This is a genomic window from Streptomyces sp. NBC_01233 (genome assembly GCF_035989305.1).
In the GTDB taxonomy this organism is placed as follows: domain Bacteria; phylum Actinomycetota; class Actinomycetes; order Streptomycetales; family Streptomycetaceae; genus Streptomyces.
On the sequence record NZ_CP108514.1, the window covers coordinates 1,344,521 to 1,359,006 of the forward strand.

Consider the following 14,486-nt stretch of genomic DNA (forward strand, 5'->3'; position numbering starts at 1 on the left):
GGTCCAGGTGAACCTTCCCGAAGGGCTCTACCGGATCCGCAACGTGGACAGCGGGCTGGTGCTCCAGCTGGAGGGCGCCTCCCGGGTGCGGGTCGGCCCGGACGGGCCGCCCGCGCCGGAGGCCGCCCGCCGGTGGCGGATCTCGCCGGTGCACAGCGGCGGCGGGATCTTCCACGTGGTGAGCGAGGACAACGAGCGGCGCCTCGACGTCGCGAACGCGTCGACGGACAGCGGCGCGCGGGTGCAGGTGTGGCGGGCCAACGCCTTCGGCGCGCAGGAGTGGATCGTCGAGGAGCACCTCGACGATCCCGGGGTGGTGTCCCTGATCGCCTGCATCAGCGGCCTGCCGCTGGAGTCGGACGGGGCGGGGCGCGTCCGGCAGGGCGAGGACACCGACTCCCCGACGCAGTGGTGGCGCCTGGAGCCGGTGTAGCCCGGCGGCGCGGAGCCGCGCGCGCCCGTCAGACGCGTACGAAGCCGCGTACGCGGTACGTCGGCTCCGCGCGCGGCACGTCCTGGTCGGGCAGCAGCTCCAGCCGCGCCGCCAGCTCCTGCGGGGTGATGCCGCGCGGCGCTATGCGGGAGGCGTACCGGCCCGCGAGCAGGGCCTCGGCGGAGGCGCGCGGGCTGCGGCCCTGACCGTGGCCGGTGAAGCGGGCCTCGCCGGCCGGGCGCAGGCCCGCCCGGGCCGCGTACGCCTCGACGTCCCCGGAGGCGTCGGCGGGGGTCGGCGCCAGGTGTGCGGCGAACACGGCGTCGACGTCGCTGCCCACGTCGTGCGCGGAGTCCTTGTCCACGGTGGTGAGGAAGACCCCGCCGGGCCGCAGGACCCGTCCGGCCTCGGCGATCACGGCGGGTACCAGTTCCGGCTGCCGCAGCAGGTGCAGCAGCCACACCGCGCTCACCGCGTCCAGCGAGCCCGACCGCACCGGCAGCCGGGCCGCGTCGGCGAGGGTCACGGGGACGCCCCGCCGCAGGGCCACGGAGGCCATGCCGTGGGAGGCGTCCGCGCCCAGGACGCGCAGTCCGGGGCGGGTCAGCCGGCTGGTGACGATGCCCGTGCCGCAGCCGAGGTCGAGGAGCGTACCCACGTCGGCCGGGAGCAGCTGCAGGACCGCCGCGGCCGCGGCCTCGGCGCGTGGGGCGCCGCCGCGGCTCGCGTCGTAGGCCGCGGCCTCGGCGTCGTAGTCCAGCAGGGGTGTGCCGGTCTGTATGTGCGTGGTCATCAGCTCGCGCCGTGGGCCGGGGCGAGGGCCTCGACGCGTTCGGCGAGCGCGAAGTCGGTCTCGGTGACGGCCCCGCCCGCGTCGTGGCTGTTCACGGAGAGCCGGACCGTGTTGTAGCCGAGGGTCAGGTCCGAGTGGTGGTTCAACTCCTCCTGGACCGAGGCGATGTGGGCGACGAGGGCGCTCGCGGCGAAGTGCGTGCCCAGCCGGTAGGTGCGGATGATCCGGTCGTCCTCGAAGGCCCAGCCGGGAAGCTCCCGCAACCGGTCCTCGATCTCCTTCTGTGACAGCGGCTCACTCGGCATGCACCGGCTCCTTTTCCCCGTGACGTGTAGTCAAGGTTCCCACAGTGCACGCCGGAGCGAACCTTTCGCGCCATAGTGCGCTCGGGTACTTCTGCGCCTTCCGCGTCCCTCGCGCCCCCCATAGGCTCCTGCGCCGGACATGACTGTTACCAACGGTAACCAGGGGGCATTCACCATGACCAGCACAGGGAGTTCCAGGCGTACGTTCATCGCGGGTGCGGGTGCGGGCGCCGTGGCCACCGCCGGCGCGCTGGCGGCCGGGATCGCGACCGCCCCGGCGGCCGCGGCGTCTTCGGCGGCCGCCCCGGCACAGCCGGACGGCCGCCGCGTCGCCGTCCTCGGGGGCGGGGTGGCCGGCCTGACCGCGGCGCACGAACTCGCCGAGCGCGGCTACGCCGTCACGGTGTACGAGCGCCGGGCGCTCGGCGGCAAGGCGCGCAGCATGGACGTGCCGGGCAGCGCCCGCGGCGGGCGCCGGCCGCTGCCCGCCGAGCACGGCTTCCGTTTCATCCCCGGCATCTACCACAACCTGCCCGACACCATGCGGCGCATCCCCTTCCCCGGGAACGCGAACGGGGTGTGGGACAACCTCGTCGCCCCGCGCGAGATGATGTTCGCCCGGGCGGGTGGCCGCGAGGACCTGCGCGGACCCATCCCCTGGCCGGACCACTCCCCCGCCGAGCTGACGCCCGACGAGCTCCGGCGGGCCCTCACCGCCATCCTGCAGACGCTGCTCCGGCTCCCGCTGCACGAGACGGCGTACTTCGTGGACCGTGTGCTCGTCTTCCTCACCAGCTGCGACGAGCGGCGCAACGAGGTCTGGGAACGGACCCCGTGGTGGGACTTCGTGCGCGCGGCGCGGATGTCGTCCGAGTACCAGCGCATCCTCGCCGTCGGCATCACCCGCAACATCGTCGCGACCAAGGCCGAGGAGGCCTCCACCCGTACGGTCGGCACCCTCGGCGAGGCCTTCGTCTTCAATGTGCTGGGGCGCGGGGCGGACGGCCCGCCGGACCGGATCCTCAACCTGCCGACCAACGAGGCGTGGATCGACCCGTGGGAGGCCCATCTGCGGTCGCTCGGAGTGGAGTTCAGGATCGGGTGGACCGTACGGGAGGTGCAGTACGGGAACGGCCGGGTCAGCGGGGTCTGCGTCGAGGGCCCGGACGGCGCCCGGCAGACAATCACGGCCGACCACTACGTGAGCGCGCTGCCCGTCGAGCACGCCCGCCGCACCTGGAGCGCCGGCCTGCGGGCGGCCGACCCGATGCTGGGGCGCTGCGACAAGCTGGAGACCGACTGGATGACCGGTATCCAGTTCTATCTGACCGAGCGGGCACCGCTGGTGCACGGGCACCTCAACTGCATCGACTCGCCGTGGTCGTTGACGGCGATCCAGCAGGCCGAGCACTGGCCCGCACGGAACTTCCCGGCCGACTACGGCGACGGTACCGCGGTCGACTGCCTGTCGGTGGACATCTCCGAGTGGGACAAGCCGGGGATCCTGTACGGGAAGACGGCCAAGCAGTGCACCCGCGAGGAGGTGGCGCGCGAGGTGTGGGCGCAGCTGAAGGCCTCCCTCAACGACACCGGGAAGACGCTGCTGAGCGACTCCGGGCTGCACTCCTGGTTCCTGGACCCGGGGGTGGACGGGCTCGGCACCCCGCACCCCACCAACCAGGACGAGCTGCTGATCCACCCGGTGGGCACCCTCCACAACCGGCCGAGCGCGGGGACCCGCGTCCCGAACTTCTTCCTCAGCGGGGACTACGTCGCGGTGGACATCGACCTGGCGACGATGGAGGGCGCGAACGCCTCGGCCCGTGCGGCCGTCAACAGCCTGCTGGACCGGGACGGTTCGCAGGCGGAGCGGTGCACGGTCCGGCCCATGTACCGGGCGCCGGAGCTGGAGTCCGCCAAGCGGCACGACCTGTGGCGCCACCGCCTCGGCCTGCGCAACATCTTCGACCTGGGGTGACGCGGGCCGGCCCGGGGCGAGGGGCTCGGCTACCGTCGTCCGCATGACCCCGACGCCCCCCGCACCGGCACCCGCGCCGGCTCCCGCCCCGACGGTCGGCGCCCTGCTCCGCGCATGGCGGGAGCGGCGCGGCATCAGCCAGCTGGAGCTGGCGGGCCGCGCCGGCTCCTCGTCCCGGCACATCAGCTTCATCGAGACGGGCCGGTCCCGGCCGAGCGAGGAGATGGTGCTGAGGCTCGCCGACCGCCTCGACGTGCCGGTACGGGAGCGCAACGCCCTGCTGCTGGCGGCGGGTTACGCCCCGCGCTACGCCCAGACCGCGCTGGACGACCCGTCGATGGAGACACTGCGCGAGGGCATCCGGCAGCTGCTGACCGGGTACGAGCCCTACCCGGCGCTCGTCGTCGACGCCACCTACAACGTCGTCGCCGCCAACCGGGGCATCGCGATGCTGCTGGACGGGCTGCCGGAGCACCTGCTGACCCCGCCGCTGAACGCCATGCGGATCACCCTGCACCCCGAGGGCCTCGCCCCGAGGATCCACAACCTCGGGGAGTGGCGCGGGCACCTGCTGGCCCAGATGGAGCGCCAGATCGCGCTGGCCCGCTCCGAGCCGCTGCGCGCGCTGTACGAGGAGGTGTCCGCGTACCCGGTGCCGCCGGCCGCGGAGCGCCCGGGGGACGGGGAACCGGCAGAGCCCGTCCCGTACATCGCACTGCCGCTCGTCATCGAGCACGACGGCCACCTGCTGTCCTTCGTGTCGTCGATCGCGACCTTCAACACGCCGATGGACGTGACCGTCGCCGAGCTGGCCATCGAGACCATGCTCCCGGCCGACCCGGCGACGGTGAAGTACCTGCGCTCACTTGCCGACTGAGCGCAGCGCGAGCTGCTGGAGCAGGGCGAAGCCGGCGACGGTGAGGCCCTGCGCCGCAATCCACACGGCCCCGGCGGCCGTGGGCGTGAACCACACGGCCAGGGAGACGAGACTCAGCGCCGCCCAGGCGTAGTTGGTCTCGATCACGAGCTTCACCGGGAACGCCGGGGGCTGCCGCCGCGAGGCCGGCCAGCCGACCGCGGCGCCGTACAGCACCAGCAGGATCCCGAGTTCGAGCAACAGGACCTGCCCGACCCCGAGCAACCGCCCGAGCGGCGCGGAGAAGGCGACGTACGCGAGCCCGTTGCCGGTGGTGACGACGGAGTCGAGCGCGAGGAAGCGCCGCAGCATGACGTGCGGGACGCCGGTACGGGCAATGCTGCCGAGCAGGGTCGCGGACATGCGAAATCCCCCTCCATCGAGGTCGAACGGCCAGGTGGGACACGGCTTCCGGGACCGAGTGCGCGGCCCCGGAACCCGATGACCCCACTGTGCCCGGCGACCCGGAGCGGGTCGATTACCTCGCAGGTAACGGGCCCGCTGGCCCGGGCATCGGCTACGGTCCTTGGCTGTGAACCGTACCGAGCGTCTGTACGCCCTGGTGGAGGAGTTACGTGCGGTCTCGCCCCGGCCGCGCAGCGCCCGGTGGCTCGCCGAGCGCTTCGGCGTCAGCACCCGCACGATCGAGCGCGACCTCAGCGCCCTGCAGCAGTCCGGTGTGCCGCTCTACGCCGAACCGGGCCGCAGCGGCGGGTACGTGGTGGACAAGGAGCACACCCTGCCGCCCCTGGCCATCACCCCGGCCGAGGCCGCGGCGCTGGCCGTCGCGCTGCACGGGCTGGCCGGGACACCGTTCGCCGCGGACGCCCGCTCGGCGCTGTACAAGGTGTTCGCCGTCATGCCGCAGCGCGATCGTCAGGCCGCGCGCGAGCTCGCCGCTCGGGTACGGCTCGCCGTGAACCCCGTTCGGCCGTCCGCGCTCCCGCACACCCTGCGCGAGGCGCTCTCGACCCGCCGGCTGCTGCACCTGTCCTACGCCGACGGGGAGGACGAGGTCACCGCACGCACCGTCGAGCCCCTGGGCTTCCTCGGAGGCGACCACTGGTACCTCATCGGCTGGTGCCGGCTGCGCTCCGCCGTGCGGGGCTTCCGCCTCGACCGCATCCGCGAGGCGCGGGCACTGGAGGAGACGGCGGAGCCCCGTCCGGTGGACCTGTCCGAACTGGACACCCCCGGATGGGATTTCGTCGCACTTGACGAGCTCTATGGTTTCGCTTGAGCCGCCGCCCGGAGGGCTAATCACCGACAGGGGGTTGTCGCGCACGGCCCGGAGGCTGGGTGACCACGAACCGACCTTGGAAGGCACCCATGTCTGTGAAGACGACCCCCCTCACCGACTCCGCACCGCTGACCCGGGAGGCCGGCACCCGGCTGGTGGAGGGCTGGACGGCGCTCTGGAACGGTGACGTCGCCCTCGCCGAGCAGATCCTCGCCCCCGGCTTCCGGCTGCACTTCGCGGACGACTTCGACGGCACCGGCTCCGCCCACACCTTCGGCCCGGACGAACTGACGGCGTTCATCTCGGCCAACAGCCTCGCCCTCACCGGCCTGACGTTCGCCGCCGACGCCGCACCGCTGGTCGACACCGAGCGCGGTGAGATGGCCTGCCGGTGGATCGAGAGCAGCGACGGCGGCGACGGAGACGTCGTGGTCAAGAGCGGCATCGACATGTTCGCGGTCACGGACGGCCGGATCTCCGCCGTGTGGTCGCTCACCGGCAACCGCCGCTTCGACGCCTGACCGTTCGCGGCATCCCGCTGCGCTTGCCTCGGAGGTCATGCCAACCCTTTTTGAGTCGTACGGCAGGAAACGTTGGGGTTCCCCTGGTTCGGGCAGGAGCGGGGGGCTAGGCTTCACGGAGCCCGATTCACTCGAACGTCTTGTCGACATATGGAGAATCCGCCGGTGCGAGCCGCCGCCCGACCCGATCTCGCCGTGATCTGGCGGCGCGTCGAGGCGCTGTCGGTGCGGCGTGGTCAGGATCCGGCCGGGGTGCTGGGCCTGGGGCGGCTGAGTCATCTGTCCGGGGTCGAACCCGGGCGCATAGCGCAGGTGGTGGCGGGCACGGCGGCCGAGGTGCCGCTGGAGCAGCGCGTGCACCAGCGGTTCCTGCGGCTGCGCGCCACCCGCCGGGACAAGCACGGCCGGGAGTGGCCGCTCGCCGCCATCGCCGACGACTTCGACGCACCCGGAGCCTCCCTCGGGCCGCTCAACGCGGGGACCGGGCTGCCGCGGATGGGGCACGCGGCAGGCGTGCAGCGGTTCTTCGGGGTCTACGCCGGCTTCCTGCTGGCCGACAGCAAGAGCGCGGTGGAGCGGGCCCTCGCCCTCTCGGCCACCGCCGCCGCCACCACCACCGCCAACGCCAACGCCACCGCCGTCCCGGACGGCCGGGACGACCTGGAACACCTGTCGTACCTCACCGGCATGAGCCCGCAGGCCATCCGGCTCACCCTCGACGGCGAGCCGCCCCGGCTCCCCCTCAAGGAGCAGGTGCACCACCGGTTCGAGCACCTGCGCCGGACCCGCGTACGGGAGGACGGCCAGCCCCATTCGCTCGCGGCCATCGCCAAGTCCTTCGACGCGTCGGGCCAGTCGCTGACCCGCGTCGCCCAGGGCGAGGGCCTGCCGAACCTCGCCGCGGCCGCCGGGATCCAGCGGTTCTACGGGGTCGAGGGCGGTTTCCTGCTGGCCGACGACACCGAGGCGCTCGCCACCGCACTCTCCCTGATCGAGGCCGAACTGGAGTCCGGGGAGCGGGAGCAGGAGAACCCGATGCTGGCCGTGCTGCGGGCGCACGACGTACGGAGCATCGTGACGCGGGCCGGCCGGCTCTCCCCGCGGGGCTGGAAGTCGCTCGCCGACCACTTGGACGACCTGCTCGCGCGGGAGGGCCAGCTCGGCCGTCCGGCGGAGCCCGACGAGGGGGGAGCGCCATGAGGACCACACGGGCGATGCGCAGGCTCGGCGGGGATCTGCTCGCCGACGCGCGGCTGACGCCGCCAGCCTGCGCCGCCGATATCATCGGCGCGCTGTGCACCGCGTACGGCCGGCGGCGCGGCGGTCGGAAGGTCGACTTCCGCTTCGCCTCCTTCCCGCCCGACACGGCCAGCGGGCTGTGGCTGGAGATGGACGCGCGCGATCTCCTCGTCATCGAGGAACACACCCGCCCCGAGCACCAGCTCGTCATCGCCTGCCACGAGTTGTGGCACGTGTACGAGGGCACCTGCGACAGCCACGGACCGGGCATGGCGGTGGCCGCCCGGCTGACGGGCGACGCGGACGGCGCGGACGGCCGCCGGGGCGGCCTCACGGAGCTGCTGCAGTCGGACACCGGTCTGGGCACGGTGGTCCGGCAGGCCGCCGCCCGCGCGGACCGGGAGGACCCAGCGGAGATCCGGGCCGAGATCTTCGGCCTGTACCTCGGCAAACTCCTGAAGCCCTACCTGCCGCCTCCCCGGGAAGAACAGGTCCCCGAGGCGATCGAGCGCATCAAGACCTCGCTCGGCTGGGGGCGTTGAGCGTCACGCCGGTGACCTGCACGCCGCCCCCGCCGCACCCCTTGCGCCGATGCCCTCAGCACGGCCCTGACAGAGAGCACGACACGATGACCCAGTCTTCCCCGCCCCGCCACGCCGTCGTCATCGGCGGCAGCATGGCCGGCCTGCTCGCGGCCGCCGTCCTGGCCGAGCACGCCACGGTCACGATCATCGACGCGGACACCCTCCCGGACAGCCCGGCGCCGCGCCGCGGACTGCCCCAGGCCCGGCACGTCCACGTCATGTGGTCCGGCGGGGCGCGTGCGATCGAGGACATCCTGCCCGGCATCACCGAGGACTGGACGGCGGCGGGCGCGATCCGCCGCAGCCTGCCCACCGACCTGGTCACCAAGACCGCCGAGGGCTGGATCCCGCGCTGCGCCGAGATGCAGTTCAACATCTCCTGCAGCCGCGACCTCCTCGACTCGGTCGTCCGGGCCCGGGTGACCGCCCTGGAAGGGGTCTCCACCCTCCAGCAGAGCCGCGTCCGCGGCCTGGAGGGCACGGCGGCCCGGATCACCGGCGTCCGCGTCGACACCCCGGAGGAGGAGGGCAGGTTCGTGCCCGCCGACCTCGTGGTCGACGCGAGCGGACGCGGCTCCCGCGCCCGCACCTGGCTGCAGGAGCTCGGCGTCGGCGGCATCCGGCAGGCCGAGGTCGACTCCGGCCTCGTCTACGCGACCCGCATCTTCGAGGCGCCCGCCGGAGCCCACGAGTCCGGCTTCCCGATAGTCAACGTGCAGTCCGACCCCCGCGTGCCCGTCCCGGGCCAGACGGCCACGATCGTGCCCATCGAGAACGGCCAGTGGCAGGCCACCCTCTCCGGCACCCGCGGCGGCCAGCCGACCGGCGACCCCGACGCGTTCATCCCGTTCGCCAAGGGCATCCGGGACCCGATCGTCGGCGAGCTCCTGGAGGGCCGCAAGCCCCTCACCGACGTCGCCGTCACCAAGGGCACCGCGAACCGGCGGATCTTCTTCGAGAAGGTCGAGCTGCCCGACGGCTTCTTCGCCGTCGGCGACTCGGTCGCCACCTTCAACCCGCTGTACGGGCAGGGCATGACCGTCGCCGCCCAGGGGCTGCTGGCCGTACGCTCCCTGCTCCGGGCCAGGGGGCTCGCCCACCCGGCCTTCGGACGCGAGGCGCAGCGCGCGATCGCCCCGCAGGTGGCCACCGCCTGGGACCTCGCCACCTCGCAGGACATCCTCTACCCCGGCGCCACCGGCATGAAGCCGCGGACCGGAGCCGGGCTGCTCAACGCGTACGTCAGCCGGCTGATGACGGGGGCCACCACCCGGGAGGCGCTGACCGCCGCCTTCCTCCAGGTCATCACCATGAGCAGCACACCCACCCACTGGCTCAAGCCGTCGGTGGTCTGGAACGTCCTGCGCGCCTCCGACCGCGGCGCGCTGAAGGCTCCGCCGCTCACCTCCGCCGAGCGGACGGTCGCCGGGCTCGACCAGCGGGCCGATCCGGCCGACCCCGTCGGCCGGGCCCGGTGAAGAGCGGCCTGATCCTCTACGTGCCCGGGGCGCTCCTGGTCCTGATCCTGCTGGTCAAGGCGCCCACCCTGCGGAGGAGGTGGGACCAGCCGCCGATGCGGGCCGTCTGCGCGCTGCTGGTCATGGGCTGCCTCGTGCTGATCCTGGCGGCGCCACCGACGATCGCGGCCGTCAACCGCTTCACCGGGGTGGCCAACTTCTCGGCCCCGCTGGTGTTCGGCCTGATCACCGCGTTCTCCGGGTCGTGCGTCGTGCTGGTCCTGCAGTGGGGCGGCGGCCCGCCGGCCGTGGTCCGCCGGGCCACCCGGCTGACGGTGGCCGTGTACGGCGGGGTCACGGTGGCGATCGTCGTCCTCTTCGCGATGGGCGACGCGCCGGTGGAACGCCTGCGGGACCTGGACACGTACTACGCCGGCACCCCGTGGATCCGGGAGATGATCGTCTGCTATCTGCTGGCGCACACCGTCGGCAGCTCGGCACTGACCGTGCTGACCGGGCGGTGGCTGCGCCGCACCCACCCCTCCCTGCGGCCGCTGCGCACCGGGCTGGCCCTGATCATGACCGGCGGGCTGCTGGACCTCGGCTACCTCGTCGCCAAGTGGACCGCGCTGGGCGCGCGCTGGAGAGGCCGCGACTGGGACGGCCTGTCCACGGACGCGGCGCCGCCGCTGGCCGCGGGGGCGGCCCTGATGGTGGCGACCGGCTTCATCGTGCCGCTGGTCGGCGGGTCGGCGACCTGGCGGGACTTCTGCGAGTACCGGGGGCTGCACCCTCTGTGGAAGGCGCTGCGGGGCTTCGCCGCGTCCAGCGTGCGGACGGTTCCGCTCACCTGGTGGTCACCGGTCGGGATCCGGCTGATCCACCGCGAGTCCGTCATCGACGACGGGATCCTGGCCCTCACCCGATGGTTCGACCCGGCCGTACACCGGACCGCGTACGAGGCCGCGCGCGGGCAGGGCATGAGCGAGGCCCGGTCCGAGGTCGTCGCCGACGCCGCCATGCTCGCCGCCGCGTGCGGCCGCAGGACCGCGGCCGCCGCCCCTGCCGCCGATGCGGATGTGCATGCCCACGCCGTCACCACCGGAACGGATGCCGGCACCGGCACCGGCTCCGTACCGCTCCGGCACTCCGAGCCGCCCCGCCTGTCCGGCCAGCCCCTGACCGCCCTGGCCCGCGAGTTCCGCGCCTCCCCCATCGTCGCCGCCGCCCGGGCCGCCGCCGTACGGGCCTAGGGACCGCCGGGGAGGCCCCCCACCCCCGGAAAAGCAGGACGCCCCGGCCCCGAGGGCCCGGGGCGTCCGTCGTACGCGTGCGGCGCGGTCAGAGCTCCGCGAGGTCCAGGCCGGCCTGCGCGGCGGCCGCCTGGACGGTCTGCTCCAGCAGGACGGCGATGGTCATCGGGCCGACACCGCCCGGGACCGGGGTGATCAGCGAGGCGCGCGCGGCGGCGGACTCGAAGTGGACGTCGCCGACGTTGCCCTCGTTGTACCCGGCGTCCAGGACCACCGCGCCCGGCTTGATGTCCTCGCCCCGGATGAACTCGGCCTTGCCGACGGCCGCGACCAGCACGTCCGCCTGGCGCACGATCGACGGGAGGTCCCGGGTGCGGGAGTGACAGTAGGTGACGGTGGCGTTCTGCTCCAGCAGCAGCATTCCGGCCGGCTTGCCCAGGATGGCGCTGCGGCCGACGACGACGGCGTGCTTGCCGGTCAGGTCCACGTCGTAGGCGGCGAGCAGGCGCATGATGCCGCCGGGGGTGCACGAGACGAAGCCCGGCAGCCCGAAGCCCATCGCGGCGAAGGAGTGCATGGTGACCCCGTCGACGTCCTTGCCCGGGGCGATGGCCTCGAAGGCGGCGCGCTCGTCGATGTGGTGCGGAACGGGGTGCTGCAGCAGGATGCCGCTGATCTCGGGGTCCTCGGAGAGCGCCGTGAGGGTGGCCACCAGCTCCTCGGTGGTGGTCTCGGCCGGCAGCTCGACGTGGCGCGAGGTGATCCCGGCCTTGGCGCAGCGGTTCTGCTTCATGCGCACGTAGGTGACGGACGCGGGGTCCTCGCCGACCAGTACGGTCGCGAGGCAGGGCGCGGTGCCGGTGCGCTCGGTGATCTTCGCCGCGTACGCGGCGGTCTGCTCCGAGATGCGGCGGGCGAGGGCGGTGCCGTCCATCAGCCGAGCGGTGTCGGTGGCGGCCTGGGCAGGCTGAGCAGTCTGGGCAGTCGTCACGGGGTCTCCTGAACGTCGCTGCGGATCGCGGTTCGCCCAGGCGCGCGGCAGTCGACGTACCGGAAGGTCCCGAGATCCGCAGGTCCGGGGGTCCGCAGGTACGCCGGGCCGCTCCCCGGTGGTGATCCACCCGAACGCCAGTCACGGCCCGCGTCCACTCTAGTCGACATATCCGGTGGATGACCGGCGCCCGACCTGGGACGATCGATACATGACGCGCACTTTCGACCACCTTGTCGCCGAGGCCGAATCCGTCTCCGTGGACGGCTGGGACTTCTCCTGGCTCGACGGCCGGGCCACCGAGCAGCGCCCCTCCTGGGGGTACCAGCGGCTGCTGGCCGAGCGCCTGTCCCAGGTCCGGTCGGCACTGGACGTCCAGACCGGCGGCGGCGAGGTCCTCGCCGGGTCCGGGCCCCTGCCCCCGCTGATGGCCGCCACCGAGTCCTGGCCGCCCAACATCGAGAAGGCGACCCGGCTGCTGCACCCGCTGGGCGCGGTGGTGGTCGCCGACTCCGACGAGCCGCCGCTGCCCTTCGGCGACGAGGCCTTCGAGCTGGTGACCAGCCGGCACCCGGTGACCATCTGGTGGGAGGAGATCGCGCGGGTGCTGACGCCGGGCGGCACCTACCTCTCGCAGCAGGTCGGTCCGGCGAGCGTCTTCGAGCTCGTCGAGTACTTCCTCGGCCCGCAGCCGGAGGAGGTCCGGCGCGGCCGGCACCCCGACGACGCGGTCGCCGCGGCCGCCGGGGCCGGCCTCGAAGTCGTCGATCTGCGGTCCGAACGTCTGCGCACGGAGTTCCACGACGTCGGAGCCGTGATCTACTTTCTGAGGAAGGTGATCTGGATGGTGCCCGGCTTCACGGTCGGGCAGTACCGGGACCGGTTGCGCGAGCTGCACGAACAGATCGAACGCGAAGGTCCGTTCGTCGCGCACACCGCCCGCTTCCTCATCGAGGCCCGCAAAAAGGGCTGAAAGGAGGGTGGACGGAATCACGCCAGATCAGGTTGCGCGGCCACAGCGTGGCGCAGGTCACTCAATTCAGCGCGTAACGAATCGACTCGGGCATGCGATGAACCGACAGGTGTCCTCGCGCGGCCCGGAATACAGACCCCCCTCGGGTCTGTTTCCCGAGTTCGCGCGATGATGTCCCGTCCACCCCATATCTGTTCGCAACGAGAGGCTCCTTGTGTCGCTCAGCCCGTCCCGTACGTTCCCTCCGGAGATCGCCGAATCGGAGGCCCTCGTCGCGCTCGTCGAGCGCGGCCGCGAGCAGGGTCACATCAACGGTGACGACGTGCGCCAGGCCTTCGAGGCCGGCCGCATCCCGGTGGACCAGTGGAAGCGGGTCCTGCGCAGCCTGAACCAGGTCCTGGACGAGGAGGGTGTCGCCCTCCACGTCAGCGCGGCCCCCGCCACCAAGGCTGCCGCGAAGAAGCCCCGCAAGGCTGCCGCCGCCCCGGCCCGCACCGTGGCCAAGAAGGCCGCCGCCGCGCCGCGCCCCATCGGCGCGCGCAAGACCTCGGCCGCCAGCACCGCCACGGCCACGGCCACGGCGATATCCGCTTCGCCGACCGCCGCCGCGGACGAGGCATCGGCCGAGGCCGCCGCCGAGCCGAAGAAGCGCACGGTCAAGAAGACCGCCGTCAAGAAGACCGCCGTGAAGAAGACCGCCGCGGCGAAGAAGACCAGCGCCAAGGACGCCGACGAGGGCGAGACCCCCGCGGCGGAGGGCGAGGACTGGGCAGCCGAGGACCTGGCCGACGAGGCCGAGGAAGAGGCCCCCAAGGCCGGCGGCACCCAGGGCTTCGTCCTGTCCGACGACGACGAGGACGACGCTCCGGCGCAGACGGTCATGGTGGCCGGCGCCACCGCCGACCCCGTCAAGGACTACCTCAAGCTGATCGGCAAGGTGCCGCTCCTCAACGCCGAGCAGGAGGTGGAGCTCGCCAAGCGCATCGAGGCGGGTCTCTTCTCCGAGTACAAGCTCGAAGAGGAGGAGGACCACAAGCCCGCCTTCAAGCGCGAGCTGGAGATCCTCGTCGAGGACGGCCGCCGTGCGAAGAACCACCTGCTGGAGGCCAACCTCCGTCTCGTGGTCTCCCTCGCCAAGCGCTACACCGGCCGCGGCATGCTCTTCCTGGACCTGATCCAGGAGGGCAACGTCGGTCTGATCCGCGCCGTGGAGAAGTTCGACTACACCAAGGGCTTCAAGTTCTCCACGTACGCGACCTGGTGGATCCGGCAGGCGATCACGCGTGCCATGGCCGACCAGTCGCGCACCATCCGCATCCCCGTCCACATGGTCGAGATCATCAACAAGCTCGCCCGGGTGCAGCGCCAGATGCTGCAGGACCTCGGCCGGGAGCCCACTCCGGAGGAGCTGGGCAAGGAACTCGACATGACCCCCGAGAAGGTCATCGAGGTCCAGAAGTACGGCCGCGAGCCGATCTCCCTGCACACCCCCCTGGGTGAGGAGGGCGACAGCGAGTTCGGTGACCTCATCGAGGACTCCGAGGCGGTCGTGCCGGCGGACGCGGTCTCGTTCACCTTCCTCCAGGAGCAGCTCCAGTCGATCCTGGGCACGCTCTCGGAGCGCGAGGCGGGCGTGGTCTCCATGCGCTACGGCCTCAACGACGGCCAGCCGAAGACCCTGGACGAGATCGGCCGCGTGTACGGGGTCACCCGTGAGCGCATCCGCCAGATCGAGTCCAAGACCATGTCGAAGCTCCGCCACCCGTCGCGTTCGCAGGTGCTGCGCGACTACCTCGACTAAGC

15 protein-coding genes are annotated in these 14,486 nt (G+C 72.7%); 11 read left to right on the forward strand and 4 right to left on the reverse strand.

The window, feature by feature from the left end; all coding sequences use genetic code 11:
* The first annotated feature begins 7 nt into the window (after positions 1 to 7).
* A complete protein-coding gene (locus OG332_RS06590) occupies positions 8 to 433 on the forward strand; it encodes an RICIN domain-containing protein (RefSeq protein ID WP_327412557.1) in 426 nt (141 codons plus the stop codon).
* 28 nt (positions 434 to 461) lie between these two features.
* Here OG332_RS06590 and OG332_RS06595 read toward each other — a convergent pair whose 3' ends face one another.
* Both OG332_RS06595 and OG332_RS06600 read right to left on the reverse strand, forming a co-directional pair.
* A complete protein-coding gene (locus OG332_RS06595; protein WP_327412558.1) occupies positions 462 to 1,226 on the reverse strand; it encodes a class I SAM-dependent methyltransferase in 765 nt (254 codons plus the stop codon).
* Positions 1,226 to 1,531, reverse strand: coding sequence for a 4a-hydroxytetrahydrobiopterin dehydratase (locus tag OG332_RS06600; protein ID WP_327412559.1), 306 nt, complete (start codon positions 1,529 to 1,531; stop codon positions 1,226 to 1,228). Before OG332_RS06600 ends, OG332_RS06595 begins: the two co-directional genes overlap by 1 nt.
* A gap of 175 nt (positions 1,532 to 1,706) precedes the next feature.
* Here OG332_RS06600 and OG332_RS06605 point away from each other — a divergent pair, with 175 nt between their 5' ends.
* Together OG332_RS06605 and OG332_RS06610 are read left to right on the forward strand one after the other, a co-directional pair.
* Positions 1,707 to 3,509: a hydroxysqualene dehydroxylase gene (locus OG332_RS06605; RefSeq protein ID WP_327412560.1), complete on the forward strand. Its 1,803-nt coding sequence runs from the start codon at positions 1,707 to 1,709 to the stop codon at positions 3,507 to 3,509.
* 43 nt (positions 3,510 to 3,552) lie between these two features.
* Positions 3,553 to 4,386 (forward strand): helix-turn-helix domain-containing protein, encoded by an 834-nt coding sequence (locus tag OG332_RS06610; RefSeq protein WP_327412561.1) that lies wholly within the window; start codon positions 3,553 to 3,555, stop codon positions 4,384 to 4,386.
* Here the strand turns inward: OG332_RS06610 and OG332_RS06615 are convergent.
* Complete coding sequence (locus tag OG332_RS06615; protein ID WP_327412562.1) at positions 4,372 to 4,788, reverse strand: hypothetical protein; 417 nt, start codon at positions 4,786 to 4,788, stop codon at positions 4,372 to 4,374. The two genes, OG332_RS06610 and OG332_RS06615, sit on opposite strands and share 15 nt — an antisense overlap.
* Before the next feature lie 169 nt (positions 4,789 to 4,957).
* On the opposite strand from OG332_RS06615, the gene OG332_RS06620 reads away from it, so the two are divergent.
* The 6 genes from OG332_RS06620 (at position 4,958) to OG332_RS06645 (ending at position 10,719) form a co-directional block, all read left to right on the forward strand.
* On the forward strand, positions 4,958 to 5,665 hold the full coding sequence (locus tag OG332_RS06620) for a helix-turn-helix transcriptional regulator (RefSeq protein WP_327412563.1): 708 nt from the start codon (positions 4,958 to 4,960) through the stop codon (positions 5,663 to 5,665).
* Positions 5,666 to 5,754: 89 nt separating this feature from the next.
* Positions 5,755 to 6,186: a hypothetical protein gene (locus OG332_RS06625; protein ID WP_327412564.1), complete on the forward strand. Its 432-nt coding sequence runs from the start codon at positions 5,755 to 5,757 to the stop codon at positions 6,184 to 6,186.
* Positions 6,187 to 6,351: 165 nt separating this feature from the next.
* The gene (locus OG332_RS06630; protein ID WP_327412565.1) at positions 6,352 to 7,386 is read left to right on the forward strand and encodes a hypothetical protein; all 1,035 of its coding nucleotides are present in this window, start codon (positions 6,352 to 6,354) and stop codon (positions 7,384 to 7,386) included.
* Positions 7,383 to 7,967 carry a toxin-antitoxin system, toxin component gene (locus OG332_RS06635; RefSeq protein ID WP_327412566.1) on the forward strand — a complete coding sequence of 195 codons (585 nt, stop codon included), beginning with the start codon at positions 7,383 to 7,385 and terminating at the stop codon, positions 7,965 to 7,967. Before OG332_RS06630 ends, OG332_RS06635 begins: the two co-directional genes overlap by 4 nt.
* An 86-nt stretch (positions 7,968 to 8,053) precedes the next feature.
* Positions 8,054 to 9,487 carry an NAD(P)/FAD-dependent oxidoreductase gene (locus tag OG332_RS06640; protein WP_327412567.1) on the forward strand — a complete coding sequence of 478 codons (1,434 nt, stop codon included), beginning with the start codon at positions 8,054 to 8,056 and terminating at the stop codon, positions 9,485 to 9,487.
* On the forward strand, positions 9,484 to 10,719 hold the full coding sequence (locus OG332_RS06645; RefSeq protein ID WP_327412568.1) for an MAB_1171c family putative transporter: 1,236 nt from the start codon (positions 9,484 to 9,486) through the stop codon (positions 10,717 to 10,719). The genes OG332_RS06640 and OG332_RS06645 overlap by 4 nt, the downstream gene beginning before the upstream one ends.
* Positions 10,720 to 10,807: 88 nt before the next feature.
* Here the strand turns inward: OG332_RS06645 and OG332_RS06650 are convergent, their stop codons facing one another.
* Complete coding sequence (locus OG332_RS06650; RefSeq protein ID WP_314246957.1) at positions 10,808 to 11,653, reverse strand: bifunctional 5,10-methylenetetrahydrofolate dehydrogenase/5,10-methenyltetrahydrofolate cyclohydrolase; 846 nt, start codon at positions 11,651 to 11,653, stop codon at positions 10,808 to 10,810.
* A gap of 268 nt (positions 11,654 to 11,921) precedes the next feature.
* On the opposite strand from OG332_RS06650, the gene OG332_RS06655 reads away from it, so the two are divergent.
* Together OG332_RS06655 and OG332_RS06660 are read left to right on the forward strand one after the other, a co-directional pair.
* Positions 11,922 to 12,683 (forward strand): methyltransferase domain-containing protein, encoded by a 762-nt coding sequence (locus OG332_RS06655; RefSeq protein WP_327412569.1) that lies wholly within the window; start codon positions 11,922 to 11,924, stop codon positions 12,681 to 12,683.
* A 214-nt stretch (positions 12,684 to 12,897) separates the two neighbouring features.
* Entirely contained in the window at positions 12,898 to 14,484 is a 1,587-nt protein-coding gene (locus OG332_RS06660; protein ID WP_327412570.1) for an RNA polymerase sigma factor, read from the forward strand.
* The last annotated feature ends 2 nt before the right edge of the window (positions 14,485 to 14,486 follow it).

What these genes read in the sequence shown, in the direction of transcription:
- OG332_RS06595 (WP_327412558.1), bottom strand. Translation starts at nt 1,226, where the DNA reads ATGACCACGCACATACAGACCGGCACACCCCTGCTGGACTACGACGCC.
- OG332_RS06600 (WP_327412559.1), bottom strand. Translation starts at nt 1,531, where the DNA reads ATGCCGAGTGAGCCGCTGTCACAGAAGGAGATCGAGGACCGGTTGCGG.
- OG332_RS06605 (WP_327412560.1), top strand. Translation starts at nt 1,707, where the DNA reads ATGACCAGCACAGGGAGTTCCAGGCGTACGTTCATCGCGGGTGCGGGT.
- OG332_RS06610 (WP_327412561.1), top strand. Translation starts at nt 3,553, where the DNA reads ATGACCCCGACGCCCCCCGCACCGGCACCCGCGCCGGCTCCCGCCCCG.
- OG332_RS06615 (WP_327412562.1), bottom strand. Translation starts at nt 4,788, where the DNA reads ATGTCCGCGACCCTGCTCGGCAGCATTGCCCGTACCGGCGTCCCGCAC.
- OG332_RS06625 (WP_327412564.1), top strand. Translation starts at nt 5,755, where the DNA reads ATGTCTGTGAAGACGACCCCCCTCACCGACTCCGCACCGCTGACCCGG.
- OG332_RS06635 (WP_327412566.1), top strand. Translation starts at nt 7,383, where the DNA reads ATGAGGACCACACGGGCGATGCGCAGGCTCGGCGGGGATCTGCTCGCC.
- OG332_RS06640 (WP_327412567.1), top strand. Translation starts at nt 8,054, where the DNA reads ATGACCCAGTCTTCCCCGCCCCGCCACGCCGTCGTCATCGGCGGCAGC.
- OG332_RS06650 (WP_314246957.1), bottom strand. Translation starts at nt 11,653, where the DNA reads ATGGACGGCACCGCCCTCGCCCGCCGCATCTCGGAGCAGACCGCCGCG.
- OG332_RS06655 (WP_327412569.1), top strand. Translation starts at nt 11,922, where the DNA reads ATGACGCGCACTTTCGACCACCTTGTCGCCGAGGCCGAATCCGTCTCC.